Consider the following 24,275-nt stretch of genomic DNA (forward strand, 5'->3'; position numbering starts at 1 on the left):
GTGGGTGCAGCCATCCAGGGCCTCTACAGAGCGTGATAGCCGCGGTCGTGATAGATCAGCGGCCGCAAATTATCGCCGGTGCGCAGGCCTGTCACCTTGCCAAAAAGCACACGGTGGGTGGCCAGATCCTTGGTGTCGATCAGTTCGCAGTCGAACACGGCGAGCGCGCCCTTCAACGTCGGCGCACCGGTCGAGATCACGTCCCAATCGCCCAACGCGAAACGTTCCTCGACGGGCAGACCTGTGAGGCCTGAAAAGCCGACCGACAGCGCCTCCTGGTCCGAAGCCAGCGTGTTCAAGGCGAACCTGCCATTCTTCACGAACGGCTCATTCTTGGGATTTTCGCGATTGAGGCAGACCAGCATGGTCGGCGGCGTGTCCGAGACCGAACAGGCTGCAATGACAGTCGCACCGCGCCTGCCGGCGGGACCGTCGGTGGTAACCACATGGACGTGGCCGGCAAAATGGCTCATCGCGTCGCGATAGGCCTGCGGCCCTATGTCGTTCTTCTTCAGCACCGGCGATTTCCATTGGTTTGAAGCGAGGTGAACCGAACCGTTATATATGGCGGCATATTGCATGCCACAAGCGAAGTGGTTGACATGCATCTTGAATTTCGCGTGTTGCGTGAAAGCTGACCAGCCTTTAGGTCTTGGCAGGAAGTGGCCCCGGCAAACACGCGACCGGCGCAGAGGAATTCTTTCGCTCGCATGCGACCCAGGACAACGACAATAGCGGTGCTGGCCTGGCTGTCTCTCGCCGGTGATGCGAACGCTGAGACGATGCTGGTCGGCGTCGCAGCACCACTGTCCGGGCCGTCGGCGATCCTCGGCAAGCAGATCGAGGCGGGCGCTGGCCTGGCGGCAGAGGCGAACGGTGCTCAACTCAAGGTTGTCGATGACGTCTGCACGGCCGATGGTGGGGCTGCCGCAGCGAGGGAATTCGCTGCGGCGAAAGTCGGCGTGGTCGTCGGCTTCCTCTGCACCGAGGCGATCGAGGCGGCACTGCCGATCCTGAAGGACGCCAACATACCGGTCATCACCGTCGGCGTGCGCACCGAAAGCCTGACCGACCGGCGCGCCAAGACCGGCTGGCCGATCTTTCGTCTCGGGCCGCGCGGCGACGACGAGCGCAACGCAGTCGCCTCCATCCTCACCCGCCAATGGCAGAACGAACTGTTCGCCATCGTCGATGACGGCACCATCTACGGCCGCGAAATCGCCGAGACGCTTCGGGCGACAGCCGAGCAAGCGGCGCTGAAACCGGTGTTCGTCGACACATTCCGGCCGCAGCTCGACAACCAGATCGGGCTGATCGGGCGGCTGAGGAAAGCCGGCGCAACGCATGTCTTCGCCGGCGGCGACGGCGACGACATCGCCATCATGGGTCGCGACGCCGGCCAGCTCGATGCCGGCATCACCTTTGCCGGCGGCGAAGCGCTGCGCACACCGCCCGGCGACGTGGCTTATGCCAGGGGCACGCTGATGATCGCGCCGCCCGAATGGGATGATGTCGCCGACTCCAAGGTGCTCGACAGCTTTGCCGCGCAAAAGATCGTGCCGGACGGCTACACGCTGCCGGCCTTTGCGGCGGTCGAGATCGCCGAAGCGGCGACGGCGCTGGCGAAAACCTCCGGCAAGCCATTGGCCGATGCGCTCACCGCGCATGACTTCAGCTCCGCGATCGGGCCCATCCGCTTTGACGGCAAGGGCGACTTGACCGAGAACCTCTATCGGGTCTTCCGTTTCAATGGCGCGCAGTTCGTGCCGGCGGAGGCCAAATGATGTTTCGGACAGGGCCGCGCAATCTCATCACCGATGTCGCCGGCCTGCGCGTCGGCAACGCTTCCGATGTGAGGCTGAAGTCCGGGGTGACCACCATCGTCTGTGACGAACCGGCGGTGGCCGGTGTCCAGATCCTGGGCGGTGCGCCGGGCACCCGCGAGACCGACCTGCTCGAGCCGCACAATTCGATCGAGGCGATCCATGCTGTGGTGCTTTCGGGCGGTTCGGCCTTCGGTCTCGACGCCGCCTCCGGCGTACAGGCGGCACTGCGTGAAAGGGGCATCGGTGTCGAGGTCGGCGGCTTTCGCGTGCCGATAGTGCCGGCGGCGATCTTGTTCGACCTGCGCAATGGCGGCGACAAGGATTGGGGGCGCTATCCGCCCTATCGCGATCTTGGCTATGAGGCGGCACAGGCAGTCGGCATCGACTTTGCGCTCGGCACGGTCGGCGCCGGCACCGGTGCGTTGAGTTCCGGCCTGAAGGGTGGCCTCGGATCGGCCTCGACAGTGCTCGACAGCGGCGTCACCATTGGCGCGCTTGCCGCCGTCAATCCGACCGGCTCGGTGACGATTGCCCGAACCCGCCACTTCTGGGCGGCGCCGTTCGAGATCGGCGACGAGTTCGGCGGGCTTGGCTACCCCTCGCCTATGCCGGAGGACGCGAAAACGATCCTGCTGAAGTTTCGCGACAAGCATATCGGGAAACGGGCGAAGGTCAGCGGCAACACGACCATCGCCATCATCGCCACGGACGCCGTCCTCACGAAGGCCGCCGCCAAACGCCTGGCGATATCAGCGCATGACGGCTTCGTCCGCGCCATTTGGCCGACACACACGCCGGCCGACGGGGATCTGGTTTTCGCGCTGGCGACCGGCAAGAGCGGCATCGAGCTCGCGCCCAATGACGCCATCGACCTCTACGCAGCGGCCGGCGCCACCATGGCACGCGCCATCAGCCGCGGCGTCTTTGCCGCGACGCCCGCCGACGGCGACCTGTTCCCGGTCTGGTCGTCGCGCTGAATGCGCGCTGCCGTAATCAAAAATGGGGCCGTGATTAATGGCCGTGATCAGGTGGGGTCGGATTTTTCTTCCTCGAATGTGACCGCAACATCCGAATTTGCCGACAGCCGCACTTTCTGGCCCTCGACTTGGGCTACGAGGCTGAGCGGAATGAAGTGGTGATGCCCCCTGTGGGCGCCCTCGCCGCTGTCGCGCTTGGTCAGCTTGATTCGTTGTCCCTCAACTTTGTCGACGGTGCCGACATGGACGCCGTCGGCGCCGATCACTTCCATATGTTCGCGAATCCTGGCTGCATCGGTCATTGTGGGTTCTCCATTTCAAGCTGCCAACATAAACAAATAATAGCGCGATTGGATGCATCGGGTTTGCGTCTCAGAGGGCACGACGTTTTGACGATGTCGTGATAGGGATCGAAACAACGCTGGCTGCTCAAACGGAAATCCGATGCGAATTCTTGCCCTGTTTGCCGTTTCCCTCCTTGCCCAGTTTGCAATCTCGCTCGCCGCGCATGCCGGCGACGTCGCCGAGCTTGAAATCCTCGGCTTCACTGGGGATGGCGGCATCTTCGCCTTCGAGGAATATGGTGTCCAGGACGGGTCGGGATTCCCCTATGCCAATCGCTATTACATCGACACGGCCGACGACAGTTTTCTCAAGGGCACGCCGATCAGGGTGCGGCTTGACGACGAGAACGCAACGCTCGACGCGGCGCGCCTTGCAGCTCGGCAGAAAGGCGAAGCTATCATCAAGCAGGCGGAATTGACCGCGAATCGCGGCATCACCGCCGGCTTCAACCCGGTGACCGAGCTTTCGGCCGATCCGTTCCGCATGGTGGTCAACCCGCGGCCGATCTTTTCGCCGGTCGATGATCCGCTCGAGTTCCGGCTCGACGAGATCGGTATGAACGACACGGAAGCCTGCCAGAGCCTCGGCGAGATCAACGGCTTTCGCTTGCTGCGCATCGAGGCGAAAGACGGCGGCAAGACTGAGCTCCTGCACGAAGACAAGTCGATCCCTAAAAGCAGAGGCTGCCCGAACGGCTATCGGATCGGCGCGGTGCAGACATTTTCCATGCAGGGCCTCAGCGCCTATGCCGTGCTGATCGCGGTGCGCCAGTACGGCTTCGAAGGGCCGGACTATCGCTGGATCGCGGTGACCGGCCGGCTGTGACGCCGCTCCCCGCCATATACAACCGACTGGATCGTATCGGCAAGGCCTTCCCATCGCCGCGCGCCGCGGTTTGCGGCGCCCTGCTGTGGGCCGCAGCGATGGGCGCCAGCGCGCTTGCCAATCTGCTGTTGGACGACTGGGAGACCCCGGCAAAGATCCGCTTCGTCTCGTTGCTCTATGCGGCCGGCGGAGCGCTCGCTTTTCCGGTTGGCCTGTTCCTGGCGCGGCTCGTCTCGCTCGGACGGCATTGGCAAGTTGCCTTGGCGGCCGCGTTTGTCTGCCTTCTTGCCACTACGATCGGCCTCACCGGTGGGCTCTTTGCGCTGCAATACCGTTCCTACTATGCCCAGTGGCATGAACCTGCACTGACCATCGCCTGGTCCATCCAGTTCGTGCACACCGTGGCGACGGCGTTCTATCAATTCATTGTTCTGGGCATCCGGCTTTATTTTCCCCTCGGTTTCATCGCGCTCGCTCTCGCCAGCATCTGGTTTGCGCGGCAGCAGCGTTGAGGATTTTGTCTGCCTCTGTTAGGACGCGGGCGAATGCCCTCGCAAGTCAGGACTGACGGATGATCCCTCGCTACTCCCGGCCGGAAATGGTGGCCATCTGGTCGCCCGACACCCGGTTCCGTATCTGGTTCGAGATCGAGGCCTACGCTTGCGACGCGCTGGCCCAGCTCGGCGTGATCCCGAAGGAGGCCGCCAAAACCATCTGGGAAAAGGGCGGGGCCGCGAAGTTCGACGTCGATGCCATCGACGAGATCGAGCGTGTCACCAAGCACGACGTCATCGCCTTCCTCACCCATCTCGGCGAATTCGTCGGGCCGGATGCCCGCTTCATCCATCAGGGCATGACCTCCTCGGACGTTCTCGACACCTGCTTTGCCGTGCAACTCACCCGCGCCAGCGACATCCTTCTGGCCGACATCGACGGCCTGCTTGCGGCGCTCAAGCGCCGCGCTTTCGAACACAAGGACACAATCACCATCGGCCGCAGCCACGGTATCCATGCCGAGCCGACCACCTTCGGCGTCAAGCTGGCGCAGGCCTATGCCGAATTCTCGCGCTGCCGCGAGCGGCTGGTGCACGCGCGTGAGGATATTGCGACGTGCGCCATATCAGGCGCGGTCGGCACCTTCGCCAACATCGATCCCTATGTCGAAGAGCATGTGGCGAAGAAACTCGGATTGAAGCCGGAGCCGGTGTCGACGCAGGTGATCCCGCGCGACCGCCACGCCATGTTCTTCGCGACGCTCGGTGTCATCGCCTCGTCGATCGAACGGCTGGCGACAGAAATCCGCCATCTGCAGCGCACCGAGGTGCTGGAGGCGGAAGAGTATTTTTCGCCCGGACAGAAAGGCTCGTCGGCGATGCCGCACAAGCGTAACCCGGTGCTTACCGAAAACCTCACCGGGCTTGCGCGCATGGTGCGTTCCTTCGCGCTACCGGCGATGGAGAACGTGGCGCTCTGGCACGAGCGCGATATCTCGCATTCGTCGGTCGAGCGCATGATCGGCCCGGATGCGACCGTGACGCTCGATTTCGCGCTGTCGCGGCTGACCAGTGTCATCGACAGATTGCTCGTCTATCCCGACAACATGCTGAAGAACATGAACAAGTTCCGCGGCCTCGTGCATTCGCAGCGTGTGCTACTGGCGCTGACCCAGGCCGGTGTCAGCCGTGAGGACGCCTACCGGCTGGTGCAAAGAAATGCCATGAAAGTGTGGGAGCAAGGCGCTGATTTCCTTGAGGAACTTTTGGCTGACAAAGAGGTCACCGCAGCCTTGCCCGAAGCGGAGATTCGTGAAAAATTCGACCTCGGCTATCATACCAAGCATGTCGACACGATCTTCAAGCGTGTGTTCGGGGAAGCGTGAGGCCGCGCGGATTTGACAGGTCCTAGCCGGCGCCAGGCTGGAACACCCCTCATCCGGCCTCGCTTTGCGAGGCCACCACCTTCTCCCACAAGGGGCGAAGGTAAGACGGCATCGACCTCGCCGCCAACCATCAAACTGCGAGATTTGCCGAGGCGCAAACGGCAGGCTCGCCCTTCTCCCCTTGTTGTGGGAGAAGGTGGATCGGCGCGCAGCGCCGAGACGGATGAGGGGTGCTCCAGCCTAGAGCAGCCTTCACCTGCTCAGCGCGCACCATCAGGTTCGAAGATCAGGCCTTGCCGGCAACGGTCCTGATCACCGTTCCCCAAGGGTCCTCGCGCGTCGCTGCATCAGTCACATTGTCGGACCGCATTTCGATCCAGGCCAGGCCGGACCGAGAAGGATCGCGACGGCCGGCGCCGGCGCTCTGCCACGAATTGGCGCCAATGTGGTGGTGGTAGCCGCCTGACGACAGGAATACCGCCGAGCTACCATATTTCGCCACCGTATCGAAGCCGAACTCCTGGTGCCACCAGGCCTCGGCGTCTTCCGGGCGACCGACACGCAGATGGACGTGGCCGATGATGCTGTTGTCCGGCATGCCCTGCCAGCCGGCATCGCCGGCCGGCACTTCGGCTACGACCGACGAAATATTCAGCCGTTCGGTCGCCATCGCCACCTTGTCGCCATTCCACTTCCAGTCCTCATGGCGGCGGTCGGCATAGATCTCGATGCCGTTGCCCTCAGGATCGGTCAGGTAAAGCGCCTCGCTGACCAGATGGTCCGATGCGCCTTCGATGCCGATCTTGTTGGCGACGGCATGGGTGATCCAGCGCCCGAGATCGGTCCGGCTGGGCAGCAGGAAGGCTGTGTGGAAGAGGCCGGCGCTGCGCGGATCGTCGGGCTTCGCCGCTGCATCCGCCTCGATGTCGAGCAAGGGACGATTGGCGGCGCCCAGCGTGATCGCGCCGCCGGCGCGGCTCAGTTCCCGCAGACCGACGACGTTGCGATAGTAAGCGGCCAGGCTTTCGGCATTCCGCGCGCGCAACCCGACGCGGGCAACGCTGACCGGGGTCGTGGCGGCAAAGGGCAGTTCGCTCATCAAGGTCTCCGTTTGGGCGGCCTTCGACGAAATCCCCAAAGCCAGGAGCCCGGCGCCACCTACGATTGTATGTCGTGTCAGTTCCAAATCCTGGTTCTCATTTACACGGCTGTTTCTTTCCCGATGACAGATCGTCGATCGCGATCGTTCACACAAGATGGCAAGAAGCGAACATGGTGTTCACGATTTGTGAGTATCGCACCGATCAGACCCTGTTTTGCGCATGATCTTGTCCAAAAACCGCTTCACACTTTTTGGGATCATGCGCGGTTGCACGAAACCGTGTCCCTCGCTACATGCGCGCCATGAAAGTCAGGGATGCAGACATTCTCATCGTGCCGGGCTACACCAATTCCGGCCCCGACCATTGGCAGAGCCGCTGGCAATCGAAATTGTCGACGGCGCGCCGTGTCGAGCAGGCGGAATGGTCGAAGCCGGTGCGCGAAGACTGGACGGCGAGCGTGGCGAAGGCGGTCAACGAGGCCGAACGACCGGTCGTTATCGTCGCGCATTCGCTCGGCGTCGCCGCCGTAGTCCAGGCAATGCCGCAGTTCCAGCGTCCGGTCGCCGGAGCCTTCTTCGTGGCGCCGCCCGACGTCGCCAATCCCAAGATAAAACCCAGGCACCTGATGACCTTCGGTCCCTATCCGCGCGAGCCGCTGGCATTTCGCTCGGTGGTGATCGCCAGCCGCAACGACCCGTTCTGCACGTTCGACGTGGCCGAGGACATTGCCGGCGCCTGGGGCTCGCTGTTCATCGACGCCGGCGACGCCGGACATCTCAACGCGGATTCCGGCTTCGGGCCGTGGCCAGAAGGTTCGATGACTTTTGCGAAATTCCTAACGGATCTCTAGAACCCGATCGAGTCCCTGACGCTCTTCAGCAGCGTCTTTGCCCCCAGACCGATCAGCGCATGCTCGGAGCCCATCGCCAGCAGCCGATAGCCCATCGACACCACACGGCCGGCGATGGCCGGCTCGACGACGTAGATTGCGGCATGCTTGCCGGCCTTGCGTGTCCGCTCGGCGATCGAGGCAACGGTTTCCATCATGCTTTCGAGCGTCGAGTTGACGGCGGCGCCGTTCGACCAGGCAATCGAGAAATCCGATGGGCCGAGGAAGATGCCATCGATACCCGGCGTGTCGAGGATGCCCTCGAGCGCATCGAGGGCGGCGCGCGTTTCGACCATGGCGAAGGCCATGGTGCGCTCGTTGCTGTCGCGCAGCCAGTCGGCATAGTCGCCCTTGCCATGACGCGGAAAGGCATAGGTCGGGCCCCAGGAGCGCTCGCCGAGTGGCGGGTACTTCATGGCGGCGGCAAACAGCCGCGCGTCGGCCACCGAATTCACCATCGGCGCAATCACCGCCTCGGCGCCGAAATCGAGCGCGCGGCTGGCCATGTCGAAGCGGCCGACCGGAATGCGCACCAGCGCCGGTTTGTTGGCGGCCAGCACCGGCCCAAGGCCGCGCAGCACGCTGTCCTCGTGATGTCCGCCATGCTGCATGTCGAGGGTGACGGCATCGAAACCCTGTCTGGCAAGAATCTCGACCGTCAGGGCATCAGGCACGCCGGACCATGCGGTGCACAACGTTTCATCGGCCGCAAGGCGTGACTTGAGGGACATAGGCGCCTTCCTTATTCGCTCTAATGCAGTTCAGCCGGAAACAGCTGCAAAGGCAAAGAAAAACCGCCCGGAGAGACCAGGCGGTCGATTGGTCCAGTGAGTCAATTGGCTCAGAGCAAGGATCAGGTGTTCTTGATCTGCTCGATTGCCTGCGCCATCAGATCGTCCATGGTGCGGCGAATCTGATGGTCCGACTGGTTGACCCCAGCTTCGTCGAAATCCTTGCGGATCTTGCGGAAAACGTCGTGATCGCCGGCTTCCTCGATGTCGGCGAGGACTACCTGGCTGGCATAGGCTTCGGCGTCTGCCCCGGCCTTGCCGAGCTTTTCGGCGGCCCACAGGCCGAGCGCCTTGTTGCGGCGGGCCGCGGCTTTGAACCGGAGTTCCTCGTCGATTACGAACTTGCGCTCGAAGCCCTCCTCGCGATCTTTCATGCTGCTCATGGCATCCCTCCGGTCAAATCCGATTCGTTGGCAGTCGAAATATGTGTATTGCCGCAGCACAAACCAAAAGGCCGCGGGCCGGTCAATATGGTACGTCACTTGCTGCGCTGCGGCATTTCATTCCGGAAAGCGGTGATTGAAAGGATTTGCCGATTGAGCAAACAGTGCGATTGGGATAGACACCGGCATTGAACCCCTACCGTTGCCGCACTAATTTAGGCAGACGGACAGGAACTGGTCGCTTACCGCCTGCCCGGAAATCCAGAGAAAAGATCAGATGAAAAATCGCCGCCGCATTTATGAAGGCAAGGCCAAGATCCTCTATGAGGGACCTGAGCCGGGAACACTGATCCAGTTCTTCAAGGACGACGCGACCGCTTTCAACAAGAAGAAGCACGAAATCGTCGATGGCAAGGGCGTGCTCAACAACCGCATTTCCGAGCACATCTTCAACCATCTCAACCGGATGGGCATTCCGACCCACTTCATCCGCCGGCTCAACATGCGCGAGCAGCTGATCAAGGAAGTCGAGATCATTCCACTCGAGGTGGTCGTGCGCAATGTCGCCGCCGGTTCGCTGGCCAAGCGTCTCGGCATCGAGGAAGGCACCGTGCTGCCGCGCTCGATCATCGAATTCTATTACAAGGCCGACGCGCTCGACGACCCGATGGTGTCTGAAGAGCACATCACCGCTTTCGGCTGGGCGAGCCCGCAGGAGATCGACGACGTCATGGCGCTGGCCATCCGCGTCAACGACTTCCTTTCAGGCCTGTTCATGGGCGTCGGCATCCAGCTCGTCGACTTCAAGATCGAATGCGGCCGGCTGTTCGAAGGCGACATGATGCGCATCGTCGTTGCCGACGAGATCTCACCGGACTCCTGCCGTCTGTGGGACGTGGCGACGCAGGACAAGCTCGACAAGGACCGTTTCCGCCGCGACATGGGCGGATTGGTCGAAGCCTATCAGGAAGTCGCCCGCCGCCTCGGCATCATGAACGAGAACGAGCCGCCGCGTCCCGCCGGACCAGTGCTCGTCGCCTCGACCGATGGCGTCAAAGGCAAGCCGCACTGAGATTTTTGCCGCTCAACACTTCGAACAGGAGCATGTCCAGCGTGATCAAGGCCCGCATTACCGTAACCCTCAAGAATGGCGTGCTCGACCCGCAAGGCAAGGCGATCGAACATGCGCTGTCCGGGATGGGCTTTGATGGTGTCGGCCAGGTGCGGCAGGGCAAGGTCTTCGATGTCGAGCTTTCGGAGAGCGACAAGGCCAAGGCCGAGGCTGATTTGAAAGCCATGTGCGACAGGCTTCTGGCGAATACGGTGATTGAGAACTATAGTGTGGCGATTACCTGAGGTTGTGCCGGAGGGCATATGACGGAAGTTACGATTGAGTTGATGCATGAGCTTCTAAAGCGTGTGCATCACGAGGTCGCTGAACTTCGCCAAGATGTTTCCGAGGTGAAGCGGGAGATGAACGTAGTTCGGGGTCACATGGTGGCAACACAAAGCGACATCCACAACATCTACGGCATTCTTGCCCGTCAGGACGACCGCCTCGAACGAATAGAACGCCGTCCAGATCTGCGCGAACTCGCCGAAGCCCAGAGGCCTTACGAACCGAAATGAAATCAGCCGTCGTTCTTCTCCCTGGCCTCAACCGCGACCGCGACATGATCGCGGCGCTGACCAAGATTTCGGGAACGCCACCGCTCACCGTCTGGCAGACCGACACCGAGATCCCCGATGTCGACCTGATCACCATTCCCGGCGGCTTTTCCTTCGGCGACTATCTGCGCTGCGGCGCCATTGCCGCGCGCATGCCGGTGATGCGGGCGGTCGCCGAAAAGGCGGCCAAGGGCGTCATGGTCATCGGCGTCTGCAACGGCTTCCAGATCCTGGTCGAGGCCGGTCTTTTGCCGGGCGCCTTGATGCGCAATACGTCGCTGAAATTCGTCTGCCGGCAAGTCAAGCTGCAGATCGCCAACGCCAACACGATGTTCACCCGCCGCTATCAGCCGGGCCAGATCATCCGCTCGCCGGTAGCGCATCACGACGGCAATTATTTTGCCGACGCCGAGACACTTCGTAGGCTCGAAGGCGAAGGCCAGGTCGTGTTCCGCTATGCCGAAGGCACCAATCCCAATGGCTCGATCAACGACATTGCCGGCATCATCAACGGCCAGGGCAATGTGCTCGGCCTGATGCCGCATCCCGAGAACCTGATCGAAGCAGCGCATGGCGGCAGCGACGGCAGGGCGCTGTTCGAAAGTGCCCTCGGCATCGCCGCTTGATATCTTCATCATTCATCTTTTTTCCGAATTCGAAATAGGCGCCGCATGAGCCCGAGACAGACGATCGCCCGCCTCGCTCTCGTCGCCACCGCCGGCCTTGTGCTCGCCTCCTGCCAATCAAAGCCGAAGAGCGCGCCGGCGCCTTCGGGCAAGAGCGCGGCGCTGCTTGCCATGGAACAGGTGGCGATCTCCGCCCACAAATGCTGGATCTCCAGCAAGGACCCCGCCTTCAAGCCTTATCAGATGGCCAATGAGCTGAATTCGTTCACCGGCACGCCGCGCTTCCTGCTGGTCCCGGTCAAGCAGTATGGCGGAAAGCCGTTGCTGGTCGTGCAGGCGCAAGGCAATTCACGCCGGGTGGACGTGTACGGTCCGTTGATGGCCGAACCGCTCGGTGCACGCATCGGTTCGGACATCGCGCGCTGGCAAACAGGCAATCCGGCCTGCGGTGCGGCTGCGTAGGGCTGTGAGCCGCTTCCTGCAGATCACCGGTCTGGTCATAGGCCTGGCCGGGCTCGTCCTGCAAATCTGCATCACCGTTCCGGCGTCGATGGAAGCCGGTCGCAGCTTCGTTGGCTCGCTGGTCTTCTACTTCAGCTTCTTCACCATCCTGACCAATATCGGCGCGCTGCTCGTGCATGTTTCGCTGCTGTCACCTGGCGGCTACGCCTGGTTTCCAGCTTTTGCCGGGGCGCGGATGCGGGCCGGCGTGGCGGTTGCCATAACCCTGGTCTTCATCGTCTATGCGACGGTTCTGGCGCAGCTTTGGCAGCCGCAGGATCTGTTCCTGCTCTGCGACGTCCTGCTGCACTATGTAACGCCGGTGCTGTTCGTGCTGTGGTGGCTTGTGGCCGGCGCCGACGGCTCGACGCGGTGGCGCGACATCTCCTGGTGGATGATTTATCCGGTCGCCTATTTGGGCTATGCACTGGTGCGGGCGCCGATATCAGGCGAAGTGCCCTACCCGTTCCTCGACATTGCCAAGAACGGCGCGGCCAGTGTCGCCGTCTCGGCGCTCGGCATCACCGGACTTTTTCTGGTGTTATGTATCATTGCGGTGCTTGCAGACCACGGCATCTCGCGGTTCAGGGTGGCACGCGTTCGTCCGCAGTGAAGAAGACAGGGCATCCGGAGGGCGCGCTACATCCAGCCCCGGCCGTCTATCGTCTCGGTACGGTTCGCGCGGCGCCGGCGCGGATCGCCGCGGGCGGCTTCGCTGGCGATCCGGGACATGAACTTGCGCGTAAACCGGCCGAGCGGCTTGGCGTCGTCGAGCGCCCAGGACGTAGCGAGATCATCGGTGTTGAATTCATCGACGATCACCCAGGCCGGCATATAGAGCTTGCGCGACGGGCCTCAGTCTCGGGAATTTCGACGCAGCGAGCGCCAGAGCGCGGCGGCTGGCTCGTGATTGGAAAGAGCAGGGCCTTCTGGGGCCGTTCTTGCCCGCAACGATCAGCATCACGCAGGTCGGCCGCGCCTTGCGTCCACTTTCCTCCCCCCGGTCATATTCCCGCGCCCATAGATAGGAATAGAGAATGATCTGTCCGTGGTCCGGCTCAGTCATCCGGGTCATCGTCGCGCGCGACGGCATCAAGGCCGGCGAGAAGCCCTTCGCGTTCCTCCGCTGACAGGTCCTCGACGCGGTGTGCCCGCTGGGCGCTACGGCCGGCGAGACAGTCGAACTGCTCGGCCGTTAGGAGAACGAACTTGCGCTTGCCGCGCTTGGTGATGTCGACAGGGCCCCGGAACGCGGCCTCCACAACCTCGCCGGATTTGTTGCCGAGATCTGTTAGGGTGAAACTCGCCATAATGACTTCTTTCATTACCCCGAAAATAGGCGAACTAGCTGTTTCAGCAATAGCCCTTCATCGGAGACGTCGCGGGGCGAGAATGCAGTGAAGGTCTGCGGGTGCATCGTGGTCTGTCTTCTCGCGACCTCGCTGCCGCGGCCGATCTCGGTGCGCCATACATTTTCCGACATCGAAAGCAAGAAGAAGGAGGTAGCTTCTCGGCGATGAAGAAGCGGCACTCAACGTCGGCCTGCCGATACACCGCCCCGCTATTCGAGACGGGAGCAGGCGAGACGTATTCTCAGTCCCAGAACGGCCTCAGACCCTCACGGTGGGCATCGGCGCGCGAGATGCCGATATCCTTGAGCTGATCATCGGTCATTTCCAGCAAGACCAGCCGGCTGCGCCGGCGATCCAGCAGGCTGCCGATCCGGTTTGCGAGTGACCTGACCATGCGCACCAGCCGACGGACATAGCCTTGCCGGCCTGACGGGCGGGCTCCGGGCAATTCAGCTCTCTTGTAACGGATTGTATCGATTGCAGCCATTTTCTTGCTACCAGAATTTTGAAATTGTACCCTTTTGTCACGTAATCCGTATGTATTGACTCTCAATTCGGTGCAATATAGAAAATTGTCACCATGACAAATTGGCTTCCCGACCTTACCGCCACCTCCGGGCCCCTCTATCAGCGGCTTGCAGATTCCATTGAAACGGACATCGACCGTGGCGTGATCGGCGCAGGAGCAAAACTGCCGCCGCAGCGCGATCTGGCATACGACATCGGCACGACCGTCGGTACGGTTGGCCGGGCCTACCAATTGTTGCGCGAGCGAGGGCTGGTGAGCGGCGAGGTCGGACGCGGAACCTATGTCCTGGGCCGGCATGACACCAAGACCGATCCGTTGGCGCCTGACCCCCACGTGGAGGGCACGCGTTATATCGATGCGCCTCGCGGCAAGCTGCGCTTCGACAGCACGGCTGCGCCTGATATTGGCCAGGGCGACATTGTCGCCGATGTGCTCTCGCGCACGGCGCAGGACCATCCGTATGAGATTTCAAGCTATACGCGGGATTTTCCCGACCGCTGGTCCGAGGCCGGCTGCAGCTGGCTGTCGCGAAATTCGTTTCGCCCGAGCCCTGATGGCATCGTTCCGACGCTCGGCACCCATGCCGCGGTTATGGCGGCGATTGCCGCCCTCACCACGCCCGGCGACTATATCGTCTTCGAGCACCTCACCTATTCGCAGATTTCACGCAGCGCCGGCCTGATCGGCCGCCGGACCGCGCTGGTGACGTCGGACGAGGAAGGACTCGATCCAGAGGATTTCGAGCGCGTCTGCGCGCAAAAACACCCGAAAATGCTGTTCCTGATGCCGACGGCCAAGAACCCCACACTGGTGACGCTGTCGGCAACGCGGCGCGAGGCTATCGCGCGCGTCGCGCGCGAATACAATGTCGTCCTGATCGAGGACGATCTCTATGGCGATCTGACCGACGACCCGACGCCGCTCTTGGTCGAATATGCCCCCGAACGGACCATCGTTGCCGGCGGCCTGTCGAAATCCGTTGCGGCTGGTGTTCGCGGCGGCTGGCTCGCCTGTCCGCCGGCCTATCGCCACCGGATCCGGGTCGCTCACAAGATGCTGACGGGCGGCCTCCCCTTCCTGCTGGCGGAAGTGTGTAGCCGGCTGGTGCTGTCCGGCCAGGCCAGCGAGATGCGCAAGCGCAGCATCGTCGAGATCAACGCGCGCATGGCGATCGTGCGCGAGACGCTGGCCGGGTTCGACTTCAAGGCAGTGGACAATGTGCCCTTCGTCTGGCTCACCCTGCCTGATCCATGGCTTTCCGGCACGTTCAAGAATGCCTGTCTCGAACACGGCGTGCTCATCGACGATGAGGACGAGTTCAAGGCGGGCCGTTCCGAGCAGGTTTTCCACGGCGTGCGTTTCGGCGTTTCACAGCCGAGTCGGCGAGAGGACATCGCGGGCGGCGTCGGCGTGATCAGGCGGCTTCTGGACGAAGGCCGTGCCGGTTACGACAGTTTCTCCTGAGCCGCTTGAAACCGGCGGATCGAGTAGCGATCTTTCGCTGGTTGCTGCCCCTGTGGCTTTCCATCGTTTTTCGTCGCTTGATGGGTGTATCGGCCTTCGCGCTTGCGATAAGAGGGGACTCGATCCCAAGGATATAAATTGCCGCCCATGACCATTTCCAATTCCGTGCCGATCACTCCGGAACTCATTGCCGCGCACGGGCTGAAGCCCGACGAATATCAGCGCATCCTCGACCTGGTCGGGCGCGAGCCGAGCTTTACCGAGCTTGGCATCTTTTCGGCGATGTGGAACGAGCACTGCTCCTACAAATCCTCGAAAAAGTGGCTGCGCACGCTGCCGACCACCGGGCCGCAGGTCATCCAGGGGCCGGGCGAGAATGCCGGCGTGGTCGATATCGGCGACGGCGACTGCGTTGTCTTCAAGATGGAAAGCCATAACCACCCCTCCTACATCGAGCCCTATCAGGGTGCGGCGACCGGCGTCGGCGGCATCCTGCGCGATGTCTTTACCATGGGCGCGCGGCCGATCGCGGCGATGAACGCGCTGCGCTTCGGTGCGCCGGACCATCCCAAGACCAGGCACCTCGTCGCCGGCGTCGTTGCCGGCGTTGGCGGCTACGGCAATTCCTTCGGCGTGCCGACGGTCGGCGGTGAGGTCAATTTCGACGCGCGCTACAATGGCAACATCCTGGTCAACGCCTTCGCGGCGGGGCTTGCCAAGACCGATGCCATCTTCCTGTCGGAAGCCAAGGGCGTAGGCCTGCCGGTCGTCTATCTCGGCGCCAAGACCGGCCGCGACGGTGTTGGCGGCGCCACCATGGCCTCGGCCGAGTTCGACGACAAGATCGACGAGAAGCGGCCCACCGTTCAGGTCGGCGATCCCTTCACCGAAAAATGCCTGCTCGAAGCCTGCCTCGAACTGATGGCGTCCGGTGCCGTCATCGCCATCCAGGACATGGGTGCCGCCGGTCTCACCTGCTCGGCGGTCGAGATGGGCGCCAAGGGCGACCTCGGCATCGAACTCGACCTTGACAAGGTGCCGGTGCGCGAGGAGCGCATGAGCGCCTATGAGATGATGCTGTCGGAGAGCCAGGAGCGCATGCTGATGGTGCTGCGCCCCGAAAAGGAAAAGGAAGCCGAGGCGATCTTCCACAAATGGGGCCTCGACTTCGCCATCGTCGGCAAGACCACCGACGATCTGCGCTTTCGCGTGCTGCATCAGGGCGACGAAGTCGCCAACCTGCCGATCAAGGACCTTGGCGACCAGGCGCCGGAATATGACCGTCCCTGGACCGAGCCGAAGAAGCCGGCGCCCCTGGCGGCCGGCGATGCACCACAAGCCGACGTCGCCGAGGCGCTGTTGAAACTGCTCGGCGGACCCGACCTGTCGTCGCGCCGCTGGGTATGGGAGCAGTACGACACGCTGATCCAGGGCAATTCGCTGCAGCTTCCGGGCGGCGATGCCGGAGTGGTGCGCGTCGAAGGTCATCCGACCAAAGCGCTCGCCTTCTCCTCCGACGTGACGCCGCGCTATTGCGAGGCCGACCCTTACGAGGGCGGCAAGCAGGCGGTGGCCGAGTGCTGGCGCAATCTTACCGCCACCGGCGCTCTGCCGCTCGCGGCCACCGACAATCTCAATTTCGGCAACCCGGAACGGCCCGAGATCATGGGCCAGTTGGTCGGCGCCGTGAAAGGCATTGGCGACGCTTGCCGCGCGCTCGGCTTTCCGATCGTCTCCGGCAATGTCTCGCTCTACAACGAAACCAACGGACAAGGCATCTTGCCGACGCCGACCATCGGCGGCGTCGGACTGATCGCCGACTGGTCGAAGATGACGCGGATCGGCTTTGCCGCCGAGGGCCAGATGATCCTGCTGGTCGGCGCGCCGTCCATGTGGGGAACGCATCTCGCCCAGTCGGCCTACATGCGCGGCATTCATGGCCGCACCGACGGCCCGCCGCCGCCGGTCGACCTCGACCATGAAAAGCGCGTCGGCGACCATGTACGCGCCCTGATCGCCTCCGGCGTCGTTACATCAGCGCATGACGTTTCCGATGGTGGCATTGCCGTCGCGCTGGCCGAGATGGCGATGGCGTCCGGCATCGGCGCGACCGTCCCCGGCCTGGTCGGGACTGATCCGATCCCGGTCTGGTTCGGCGAGGATCAGGGCCGCTATATCTTGACGCTGTCAATCGATCCGCAAAGCAAGGAATGGGACGCCATTCGCGAAGAGCAGAGCAAGCTCGGTATCTTCGCGCCGTGGATCGGCTCGACCGGCGGCAATGACCTGAAACTCGGCGAGGCACGGGCGATCCCTGTCAGCGAATTGACCGCTGCCCACGAATCCTGGTTTCCTCGCTTCATGGCAAATGAGGTCGTGGACCCCTGATATGATCGAGTGGGGTCGTTTGGGTGTGGTTCATCCGCCATTTCGATCATATTTATGAGATCACGACCTGAACAAGGAATCCTGGCATGGCAATGGACGCGCACGACATCGAAAGGCTGATCAAGGAAGGCATTCCGGACGCCAAGGTGACGATCCGCGACTTGGCCGGTGACGGCGACCATTATGCGGCCGAGGTGGTGGCCGAAAGCTTTCGCGGCAAAAGCCGCGTCCAGCAGCATCAGATGGTCTATGACGCGCTGAAGGGCAATATGGGCGGCGTGCTGCACGCGCTCGCCCTGCAGACCAGTGTGCCGGACTGAGTTTCGGCGTAACCCCTCATTACTTTTTCGCCGAGACGGCAATGATCGGCCCTGCCGGATATTTTTCGCCGACGATCGATCTCTCGCCATTCGACAGCGCCGAGACCGCCCGTCGAAGAAAAGCGCGTTGGGACAGTGCAGCGCATCGCGGAACAGGCGTGCAAAGCTGCCGAGACTGACTTGCGAGCACCAGATCGCGATTGGCTGAGCCACCAGATCAGGGCCAGCAATACCAATCAGGATTGCCGCGCCATCTCGCCTTTTTATCGCTTCCTTGGGAAAATAGCTGGCCGATGCTCTTGGCCCAATATCAGCCATCCTTTGCGCCATTTGCGTGACGATGCGGCAAACGTCTTGTTTCAGGCAACCTATGGGTTTATTTGAAAGGGTATGTTTCGAGCCCGACTCCCGCGGGCATGAAAGGATTCTCTATGAGCGGCATCAACGACTACATCGACAGCGAAGTTAAGGGCAACGACGTCGTCCTTTTCATGAAGGGCACGCCCGGTTTCCCGCAATGCGGATTTTCCGGTCAGGTCGTGCAGATCCTCGACTACATCGGGGCCGACTACAAGGGCGTGGACGTGCTGACCTCGGCCGAGCTGCGGCAAGGTATCAAGGAATACTCCAACTGGCCGACGATCCCTCAACTCTACGTCAAGGGTGAATTCGTTGGCGGCTGCGACATCATCCGCGAGATGTTCCAGGCAGGCGAACTTCAGACGTTCCTCGTCGAAAAGGGCGTGAGCGTCAAAGGCGCCGCCTGAATTTTGTTTGCGCATGATCCCCAGCGAAATCGATCCCGATTTCGGAGTCATGCGCTAAACGCCGGGCCAGCCCCCACCTCGGCAGACTGAGTACCTCCCCTGTATTGGGGCCTAAGACGGATGAATGCGCCGGTGCGCCGGCGCTTTTTCGTTTGAAGATCGGACTTTGCCGTGGATCAGCATGCACAAGCGCCGGAGGCAAGCACCTTGCCTATTCCGCGCTGGGAATTCATCGCGCTTTGCGCTGCGTTGATGGCGCTCAACTCGCTGGCCATCGACATCATGCTGCCGGCGCTGCAGCAGATCGGCGCCTCGTTGGGCGTGGAAAATGAAAACCACCGTCAGTACGTGATTGCCGCCTATATTCTTGGCTTTGGCGGCGGGCAGCTCTTCTTCGGACCGATCTCGGACCGCTTCGGACGCCGCGCTCCGCTCGTTGTCGGGCTGGTGATCTATGTCGCGGCAGCGGCTGCGGCGGCAATTGCCCCGACATTCGCCATCCTTATCCTGTGCAGGGTGGTGCAAGGCATCGGCGCCGCGGCCACACGCGTCATCGCCGTCTCGATCGTGCGCGACACGTTCGACGGTCGGCGCATGGCCGAGGTCATGTCATTGATCTTCATGGTGTTCATGGCCATTCCGGTCGTCGCCCCCGGCATTGGTCAGTTCATCATGCTGTTCGCGACCTGGCACGTGATCTTCATCACCATGGCGGCCGGGGCGCTGATCGTGTCGGCGTGGGCGCTGCTGCGCTTGCCCGAAACGCTGCGTCCCGAATATCGCAGACCGCTGACGGCCGAATCCATCATCGGCGGCTTCCGCATCGTGCTGACCAATCGCATGGCACTTTGCTATGCCTTCGCCAGCACTTTTGCCTTCGGCGCGATGTTCGGCTTCATCAACTCGGCGCAGCAGATCTATGTCGGCGTCTTCGGCGTCGGCGAGATGTTCCCGGTGATTTTCGCAGGGATCGCCGGCGTGCTCGCCTTTTCGAACTATCTGAATTCGCGCCTTGTCGGCCGCATCGGCATGCGCCGCCTGTCGCAGAGCGCGCTGCTCTTGTTTCTGGCCATCAGCCTCGCCTGGCTGATCGTTTCCATCCAAATGAAGATGCCGCTCTGGCTTTTCATCACCTTCTTTGCCTGTGCGATGGTTCCGTTCGGCGCACTCGGCGCGAATTTCAACGCGCTCGCCATGGAGCCGCTCGGCCAGCTGGCCGGCACGGCATCGTCCATTCTGGGTTTCATGCAGACCTTCCTCGGTGGCCTGCTCGGGACGCTGATCGGCCAGGCCTTCAACGGCACGGTGACGCCCTTGGCCGCTGGATTCTGCAGCGTGTCGCTTGGCGCATTGGTGATGGTGCTGATCGCCGAGCGCGGCAAATTCTTCCAGCCGCAGAACCCGCCGGTTTAATACCGGACGCCGCGTTAGGATTCACCCCCACTCGCTGCTGTGAAGCGAGGGAACAGCGTACGCCCTGCGATTGCTCCACCCATGCTGTCCGAAACGGGCAGTGGCAGGGCCTGGTCGAGAGCCTCGAGGACGGAGGCCACGAAGGCCCGGTTGAGGCCGCCATCATTCCCTAGACGGGAGTAAGTGGCGCGAGGCTTGCCGATAAGTGTGCCGTTTCGGCGAATTGAGAACTGCAGCGTCAAGGTCATGCCCGCGGTTCCGGGCGGCGGCTCCCAACACGCGACGATCGCGGAGAACATCTCGTCTATGGTGTCGACGGGATCGGCACTGCGACATGCGCGTTCCTGCGATGTTGCCTCGTTCGGCCCGGCAACCAAGGCAAGGGTAAGGGCGACAATTGCGGACCGAGGTTTCATCTCGGGTCTCCGGGTTTCGCGCGGACAATTGTAATCCGAATATTTGACTCCATCGATATCAGCGCGTCGCATGAATCCTTTCAGACGCGACGAGCTTTTAGTGGCGCACCATGCCGGCGTCGACATTTAGCGTCTGACCGGTGATCCAGCGCGCATCGTCGGAGGCAAGAAGCGACACGACATCAGCAATATGTTCCGGCTGCCCTTGCCTTTCATCGCCTGCAGCATCTCGACAAGGCCGAACGCCTCGTTCGCCTTGCCGATGCGTTGAGCAGCCCCGGCAATCAGCGCCGTCTTTCCCGCAAGCCATTCAGTCATGAAAACGCTCCTCAATTGTGATCTGGTGATTTTCTCCGTTCAGACGTCAGCGTCGATAACGGCGAGCGCCGCGTCGATGCCCCTGCCGACCGTGAGTTCCTGGCCCAAAGCGTTCATCGCGCCGCCAAGTGCCGTCAGCGCTGCGATCGCATAGATCGGCTGAGCGGTCGGGCCCATATGGCCGATGCGTGTCAGCTTGCCCAATGTTTCGCCGCGGCCCGACGAGAACACCACGCCGTAGCGGGCGCGCGCGGCCTGCCGAAGCGCCTTCTCGTCGATGCCTTCGGGCGTCCGGACGGCGGTCGTGGTCGGCGACGCGATATTGTCGCTGGCGGCCCAGATCGACAGACCCATGGCGGCGACGCCGGCGCGCATGGCCTTGGCGGTGAGCGCGTGGCGCGCCCACACCGCTGCCGGTCCCTCGTTGAGGTAGAGGTCGAGCGCGACGTCGAGCCCGTTCATCTCGGCGACGGACGGCGTGAACGGAAACGGCTTGTCCTTCGACCACGCATGTTCCCAGTCGACGATGCTGAGCATCGACGCGCGTGGCGCCAGGGGATTTGCCTTCATCTTGGCCCAGGCGCGCTCGCTGACGCCCATCATCGTCAGGCCGGGAGGCGCGCCGAGGCATTTGTTCGGGCCGGTGACATAGATGTCGGCCTCGCAGTCCTGCGGATGCGTTTTCATGCCGCCGAAGGAGGAAACGGCATCGACGATCAGATAGGCGCCATGCGCCGAAACCAGCGCGCCGATGGCGTCGATCGGGTTGATGGTGCCCGACGGCGTGTCATGGTGGCAGACGGAAACGATGCTGATTTCCGGATGCGCTTCCAGCATTGCCGCAACCACGTGCGGGTCGATCGCCTCGTTGTAGGGCACCTCGATTTCGAGCAGATGCGGCGAATAGCGCTTCGCCCAATAGCCAAACCCCTTGCCATAGACGCCGGAGGCGAGGTTGAGCACGACGTCGTCGGGCGTGATCAGGGAGGCTGCGGCCGCCTCCAGGCCAAGCACCGGCTCGCCATGCAGAATGACCGGCTTGTTCGATAGCCGCATCGTCTTCTGCGCCTTGTCGACCACACGCTCGTAAAAGAGCTGGAACGCCGGGTCGTGATCGTAGAGCACGGTGCGGCCGAGGCCGCGCAGCACATCGGGATAGGCGTTCACCGGCCCGGCAGTAAGCGTGATGACCGGTTCGGCGTGTTCGAGATAGCGCATGGTCTTTGTCTCCGCATCGGCGGCGATCAGCCGTAGAACTGCGTGCCGGTCCGATAAGTCTTGAAGTTCTCCATGTCGTGCGAATACATCAGCTCGGCGCCATAATCCTCGGCTAGCTTCTTCACCCTGCCCACCGGGCCGATCCCAAACGGCCTATTCCGCCCAGAGTTCCCGGCGCAGTTCGCGCCAGCTTTCTTCGTCCGGTGCGACAAGAAGGCCACCTCCGACGTGCGAAGGCAAATAGGCGCTGCCATCGAAACGCGCCGCGTAACCACCTGCCTCGGCATGGATCAGCACACCGGCCAGATGATCCCACGGCATCAGCTTGTTGTAGACGACGAAGTGGGCGTGGCCGCTCGCCAGCAGGCGGTATTCGTGAGCCGCGCAGCGATAGCCGAATTGCGACAGGGATTTCGTCTGGTTGCGCGCCAGCCGCGACCGTTCCGGCTCGGGCATGTATTGCCAGGAAACCGCGCCGGTCATTTGCGAGATCGGTGCAGGCTCGGCGACGTACACCTTCTCCAGGGTGCCATGCGCATGCCGTATGTGGCTGCCAGCACCCTTGGCGCCGATCAGCCAGTCCTTGCCGACGGGATCGTGAATGATGCCGGCGACGGTCTCGCCCTTCACGACGACGCCCAGCATGACGCCGAACAGCGGCACGCCCGAGGCGAAATTGAAGGTGCCGTCGACTGGATCGATGACGAAGGCAAGATCGGCTTCGCCGAGGCCCTGGAGCAGCGCCGTGGCGTCGGAGCAGGCTTCCTCGCCGACGATCATCGCCTGGGGGTAGCGCTCACGCAGCCTGACGGTGATGAGCCGCTCGGCATTCACGTCGGCCTCCGTCACCAGGTCGGCTGCCGAGGTCTTCTGGCGGACGTCGCCCTCATCCAGCCGGCGAAAGCGCGGCATGATCTCGGCAATGGCGGCGTCGGACAGAAGCTTGGCAAGCCAGTCGATCGCGGTATCGTCAAATGTCATCGGGGATGTCTTGCCGTGTAAGGGTTTCGTTGAGTGCGGCGAAATCGAAGAGTTTGCGATCAAGCAGATGCGAGGGCCGCACATTGGTCATGGCGTGGATCATCGTGTCCTTGCGGCCGGGCATGCGCTTTTCCAAGTCGTCGAGCATCGCTTTCATCGCATTGCGCTGCAGGCCGTCCTGGCTGCCGCACAGATCGCACGGGATGATCGGGAACTTCATGGCGCCGGCGAATTTTTCGAGATCGGCCTCGGCGCAATAGGCGAGCGGCCGTAGCACCATGACGTCGCCGTCGTCGTTGAGCAGTTTTGGCGGCATGGCGGCGAGGCGCCCGCCATGGAACAGGTTCATGAAAAAGGTTTCGAGAATGTCTTCGCGGTGGTGGCCGAGCACCAAAGCCGAGCAGCCCTCCTCCCGCGCGATGCGATAGAGATGGCCGCGCCTGAGCCGCGAGCACAGCGAACAGTAGGTGCTGCCCTCGGGAAGCTTGTCGGTCACCACCGAATAGGTGTCCTGATATTCGATGCGGTGCGGAATGGCGTATGTGTCGAGATAATCGGGCAGAATGTGTTTCGGAAAATTCGGCTGGCCCTGGTCGAGATTGCAAGCCAACAGCTCGACCGGCAGCAGCCCGCGCCATTTGAGGTCGAGCAGCAAAGCGAGCAGGCCGTAGGAATCCTTGCCGCCGGACAAGGCGACCAGCCAGCGATCGCCAGGCCTCACCATCGAAAAATCGTCGAGCGCCTGACGGGCGAGACGCAGCAGCCGCTTGCGCAGCTTGTTAAACTCGACGGAGGACGGCACATCGGCAAACAGCGGATGAAAGCCGCCTGCGGCATCGGCGATCGGTTCGAGTGTTTTGGCGTCTGGCAGCATGTTCATGGCGCGTTGGCCTCAAAATCCCAGTTGCTGCCCGGATTAGCGCATCGGCCCGAAAACCGAAATCGATTTTCGAAAAGCATGATGCGCAAATAGAACGAACCAGAGCGTACTTGAGGGCATCGCGTTGAAAGTACGCCAAACAACGCTAAGGGAGAACAAACGGTGATTTTGTTGGGCTTCGTTTCGAAGGGCTGCCCTGGGTCGCTCGCAGCCAACTTTGTCGGTCACCGGAACGCAAGTAGCGCCATATGTGGCCCTCCGCAGTTGCCGCGATGAAGCGTCGGGCAGAAACAACCGGTGCATCGCAGCAAGATTGTCGCAATGCACTGCCAACTCCCGCGTGGTAAGCCCGAGGTGCCGCAAGAGATTAACGCCGTGGTCTTCCTTGTTGACTGGGTGCGCAACCTCATTCGCTT

General features: G+C 62.3%; 30 protein-coding genes. 17 read left to right on the forward strand and 13 right to left on the reverse strand.

What is annotated here, in order from left to right; all coding sequences use genetic code 11:
- Positions 1 to 23: 23 nt before the first annotated feature.
- Complete coding sequence (locus tag CIT26_RS00645) at positions 24 to 518, reverse strand: flavin reductase (protein WP_095490837.1); 495 nt, start codon at positions 516 to 518, stop codon at positions 24 to 26.
- A 192-nt stretch (positions 519 to 710) separates the two neighbouring features.
- On the opposite strand from CIT26_RS00645, the gene CIT26_RS00650 reads away from it, so the two are divergent.
- Both CIT26_RS00650 and CIT26_RS00655 read left to right on the forward strand, forming a co-directional pair.
- Positions 711 to 1,784: a branched-chain amino acid ABC transporter substrate-binding protein gene (locus CIT26_RS00650; protein ID WP_095490771.1), complete on the forward strand. Its 1,074-nt coding sequence runs from the start codon at positions 711 to 713 to the stop codon at positions 1,782 to 1,784.
- On the forward strand, positions 1,784 to 2,803 hold the full coding sequence (locus tag CIT26_RS00655) for a P1 family peptidase (RefSeq protein WP_095490838.1): 1,020 nt from the start codon (positions 1,784 to 1,786) through the stop codon (positions 2,801 to 2,803). Before CIT26_RS00650 ends, CIT26_RS00655 begins: the two co-directional genes overlap by 1 nt.
- A 47-nt stretch (positions 2,804 to 2,850) precedes the next feature.
- On the opposite strand, the gene CIT26_RS00660 is transcribed toward CIT26_RS00655, so the two are convergent.
- Entirely contained in the window at positions 2,851 to 3,105 is a 255-nt protein-coding gene (locus tag CIT26_RS00660; RefSeq protein ID WP_095490772.1) for a DUF2171 domain-containing protein, read from the reverse strand.
- A gap of 142 nt (positions 3,106 to 3,247) precedes the next feature.
- Between CIT26_RS00660 and CIT26_RS00665 the strand changes: the two genes are divergently transcribed.
- From CIT26_RS00665 to purB, 3 genes are read left to right on the forward strand one after another with little or no spacing between them, the layout of a single operon-like run.
- Positions 3,248 to 3,973, forward strand: coding sequence for a DUF2259 domain-containing protein (locus CIT26_RS00665; RefSeq protein WP_095490773.1), 726 nt, complete (start codon positions 3,248 to 3,250; stop codon positions 3,971 to 3,973).
- A complete protein-coding gene (locus CIT26_RS00670; RefSeq protein WP_167391223.1) occupies positions 3,970 to 4,485 on the forward strand; it encodes a hypothetical protein in 516 nt (171 codons plus the stop codon). The genes CIT26_RS00665 and CIT26_RS00670 overlap by 4 nt, the downstream gene beginning before the upstream one ends.
- A gap of 59 nt (positions 4,486 to 4,544) precedes the next feature.
- A complete protein-coding gene (gene purB / locus CIT26_RS00675) occupies positions 4,545 to 5,852 on the forward strand; it encodes an adenylosuccinate lyase (protein ID WP_095490774.1) in 1,308 nt (435 codons plus the stop codon).
- A 286-nt stretch (positions 5,853 to 6,138) separates the two neighbouring features.
- On the opposite strand, the gene CIT26_RS00680 is transcribed toward purB, so the two are convergent.
- On the reverse strand, positions 6,139 to 6,951 hold the full coding sequence (locus tag CIT26_RS00680) for a VOC family protein (RefSeq protein WP_095490775.1): 813 nt from the start codon (positions 6,949 to 6,951) through the stop codon (positions 6,139 to 6,141).
- Between the two features lie 305 nt (positions 6,952 to 7,256).
- Here CIT26_RS00680 and CIT26_RS00685 point away from each other — a divergent pair, with 305 nt between their 5' ends.
- Positions 7,257 to 7,805: an RBBP9/YdeN family alpha/beta hydrolase gene (locus CIT26_RS00685; RefSeq protein WP_095490840.1), complete on the forward strand. Its 549-nt coding sequence runs from the start codon at positions 7,257 to 7,259 to the stop codon at positions 7,803 to 7,805.
- Here the strand turns inward: CIT26_RS00685 and CIT26_RS00690 are convergent.
- Together CIT26_RS00690 and CIT26_RS00695 are read right to left on the reverse strand one after the other, a co-directional pair.
- Complete coding sequence (locus CIT26_RS00690; RefSeq protein WP_095490776.1) at positions 7,802 to 8,575, reverse strand: HpcH/HpaI aldolase family protein; 774 nt, start codon at positions 8,573 to 8,575, stop codon at positions 7,802 to 7,804. The genes CIT26_RS00685 and CIT26_RS00690 overlap by 4 nt on opposite strands.
- A 122-nt stretch (positions 8,576 to 8,697) precedes the next feature.
- Entirely contained in the window at positions 8,698 to 9,018 is a 321-nt protein-coding gene (locus CIT26_RS00695; protein WP_095490777.1) for a DUF1476 domain-containing protein, read from the reverse strand.
- A 277-nt stretch (positions 9,019 to 9,295) separates the two neighbouring features.
- Here CIT26_RS00695 and purC point away from each other — a divergent pair, with 277 nt between their 5' ends.
- Genes purC through CIT26_RS00725 form a run of 6 tightly spaced genes read left to right on the forward strand, consistent with a single transcriptional unit; the run spans position 9,296 to position 12,426 of the window.
- Complete coding sequence (purC, locus tag CIT26_RS00700) at positions 9,296 to 10,090, forward strand: phosphoribosylaminoimidazolesuccinocarboxamide synthase (protein WP_023674725.1); 795 nt, start codon at positions 9,296 to 9,298, stop codon at positions 10,088 to 10,090.
- A 41-nt stretch (positions 10,091 to 10,131) separates the two neighbouring features.
- Complete coding sequence (purS, locus tag CIT26_RS00705; RefSeq protein WP_095490841.1) at positions 10,132 to 10,374, forward strand: phosphoribosylformylglycinamidine synthase subunit PurS; 243 nt, start codon at positions 10,132 to 10,134, stop codon at positions 10,372 to 10,374.
- An 18-nt stretch (positions 10,375 to 10,392) separates the two neighbouring features.
- Positions 10,393 to 10,647, forward strand: a complete 255-nt coding sequence (locus CIT26_RS00710) for a hypothetical protein (RefSeq protein WP_095490778.1) — start codon at positions 10,393 to 10,395, stop codon at positions 10,645 to 10,647.
- Positions 10,644 to 11,312: a phosphoribosylformylglycinamidine synthase subunit PurQ gene (gene purQ, locus CIT26_RS00715; protein WP_095490779.1), complete on the forward strand. Its 669-nt coding sequence runs from the start codon at positions 10,644 to 10,646 to the stop codon at positions 11,310 to 11,312. Before CIT26_RS00710 ends, purQ begins: the two co-directional genes overlap by 4 nt.
- Positions 11,313 to 11,357: 45 nt before the next feature.
- Positions 11,358 to 11,774, forward strand: a complete 417-nt coding sequence (locus CIT26_RS00720; protein ID WP_095490780.1) for a hypothetical protein — start codon at positions 11,358 to 11,360, stop codon at positions 11,772 to 11,774.
- 4 nt (positions 11,775 to 11,778) lie between these two features.
- On the forward strand, positions 11,779 to 12,426 hold the full coding sequence (locus CIT26_RS00725; RefSeq protein WP_095490781.1) for a Pr6Pr family membrane protein: 648 nt from the start codon (positions 11,779 to 11,781) through the stop codon (positions 12,424 to 12,426).
- 26 nt (positions 12,427 to 12,452) lie between these two features.
- Here the strand turns inward: CIT26_RS00725 and CIT26_RS37245 are convergent, their stop codons facing one another.
- The 3 genes from CIT26_RS37245 to CIT26_RS00740 all read right to left on the reverse strand — a co-directional run bounded on the left by CIT26_RS37245 (position 12,453) and on the right by CIT26_RS00740 (position 13,652).
- Complete coding sequence (locus CIT26_RS37245; RefSeq protein WP_245318934.1) at positions 12,453 to 12,647, reverse strand: hypothetical protein; 195 nt, start codon at positions 12,645 to 12,647, stop codon at positions 12,453 to 12,455.
- A 224-nt stretch (positions 12,648 to 12,871) separates the two neighbouring features.
- Positions 12,872 to 13,123, reverse strand: coding sequence for a type II toxin-antitoxin system prevent-host-death family antitoxin (locus CIT26_RS00735; protein WP_095490842.1), 252 nt, complete (start codon positions 13,121 to 13,123; stop codon positions 12,872 to 12,874).
- A gap of 283 nt (positions 13,124 to 13,406) precedes the next feature.
- The gene (locus CIT26_RS00740; protein WP_095490782.1) at positions 13,407 to 13,652 is read right to left on the reverse strand and encodes a DUF1127 domain-containing protein; all 246 of its coding nucleotides are present in this window, start codon (positions 13,650 to 13,652) and stop codon (positions 13,407 to 13,409) included.
- A gap of 93 nt (positions 13,653 to 13,745) precedes the next feature.
- Between CIT26_RS00740 and CIT26_RS00745 the strand changes: the two genes are divergently transcribed.
- From CIT26_RS00745 to CIT26_RS00770, 5 genes are all read left to right on the forward strand, one after another.
- Positions 13,746 to 15,158: an aminotransferase-like domain-containing protein gene (locus CIT26_RS00745; RefSeq protein WP_095490783.1), complete on the forward strand. Its 1,413-nt coding sequence runs from the start codon at positions 13,746 to 13,748 to the stop codon at positions 15,156 to 15,158.
- A gap of 147 nt (positions 15,159 to 15,305) precedes the next feature.
- Entirely contained in the window at positions 15,306 to 17,546 is a 2,241-nt protein-coding gene (purL, locus tag CIT26_RS00750; RefSeq protein WP_095490784.1) for a phosphoribosylformylglycinamidine synthase subunit PurL, read from the forward strand.
- An 86-nt stretch (positions 17,547 to 17,632) separates the two neighbouring features.
- Positions 17,633 to 17,866: a BolA/IbaG family iron-sulfur metabolism protein gene (locus tag CIT26_RS00755; protein WP_023674714.1), complete on the forward strand. Its 234-nt coding sequence runs from the start codon at positions 17,633 to 17,635 to the stop codon at positions 17,864 to 17,866.
- A gap of 431 nt (positions 17,867 to 18,297) precedes the next feature.
- Entirely contained in the window at positions 18,298 to 18,633 is a 336-nt protein-coding gene (gene grxD / locus CIT26_RS00765) for a Grx4 family monothiol glutaredoxin (RefSeq protein WP_029353656.1), read from the forward strand.
- A 171-nt stretch (positions 18,634 to 18,804) separates the two neighbouring features.
- On the forward strand, positions 18,805 to 20,046 hold the full coding sequence (locus CIT26_RS00770) for a multidrug effflux MFS transporter (RefSeq protein WP_095490785.1): 1,242 nt from the start codon (positions 18,805 to 18,807) through the stop codon (positions 20,044 to 20,046).
- A gap of 14 nt (positions 20,047 to 20,060) precedes the next feature.
- On the opposite strand, the gene CIT26_RS00775 is transcribed toward CIT26_RS00770, so the two are convergent.
- From CIT26_RS00775 to ttcA, 5 genes are all read right to left on the reverse strand, one after another.
- Entirely contained in the window at positions 20,061 to 20,462 is a 402-nt protein-coding gene (locus tag CIT26_RS00775; RefSeq protein WP_095490786.1) for an energy transducer TonB, read from the reverse strand.
- Positions 20,463 to 20,559: 97 nt separating this feature from the next.
- On the reverse strand, positions 20,560 to 20,772 hold the full coding sequence (locus CIT26_RS00780) for an SDR family oxidoreductase (protein WP_425350317.1): 213 nt from the start codon (positions 20,770 to 20,772) through the stop codon (positions 20,560 to 20,562).
- 47 nt (positions 20,773 to 20,819) lie between these two features.
- On the reverse strand, positions 20,820 to 21,998 hold the full coding sequence (gene ppaT, locus CIT26_RS00785) for a pyridoxamine--pyruvate transaminase (RefSeq protein ID WP_095490787.1): 1,179 nt from the start codon (positions 21,996 to 21,998) through the stop codon (positions 20,820 to 20,822).
- 153 nt (positions 21,999 to 22,151) lie between these two features.
- A complete protein-coding gene (locus CIT26_RS00795; RefSeq protein ID WP_095490788.1) occupies positions 22,152 to 22,979 on the reverse strand; it encodes an inositol monophosphatase family protein in 828 nt (275 codons plus the stop codon).
- On the reverse strand, positions 22,969 to 23,859 hold the full coding sequence (ttcA, locus tag CIT26_RS00800) for a tRNA 2-thiocytidine(32) synthetase TtcA (protein ID WP_095490789.1): 891 nt from the start codon (positions 23,857 to 23,859) through the stop codon (positions 22,969 to 22,971). Before ttcA ends, CIT26_RS00795 begins: the two co-directional genes overlap by 11 nt.
- Positions 23,860 to 24,275 lie beyond the last annotated feature (416 nt).

It is taken from the genome of Mesorhizobium temperatum, assembly GCF_002284575.1.
GTDB lineage: Bacteria > Pseudomonadota > Alphaproteobacteria > Rhizobiales > Rhizobiaceae > Mesorhizobium > Mesorhizobium temperatum.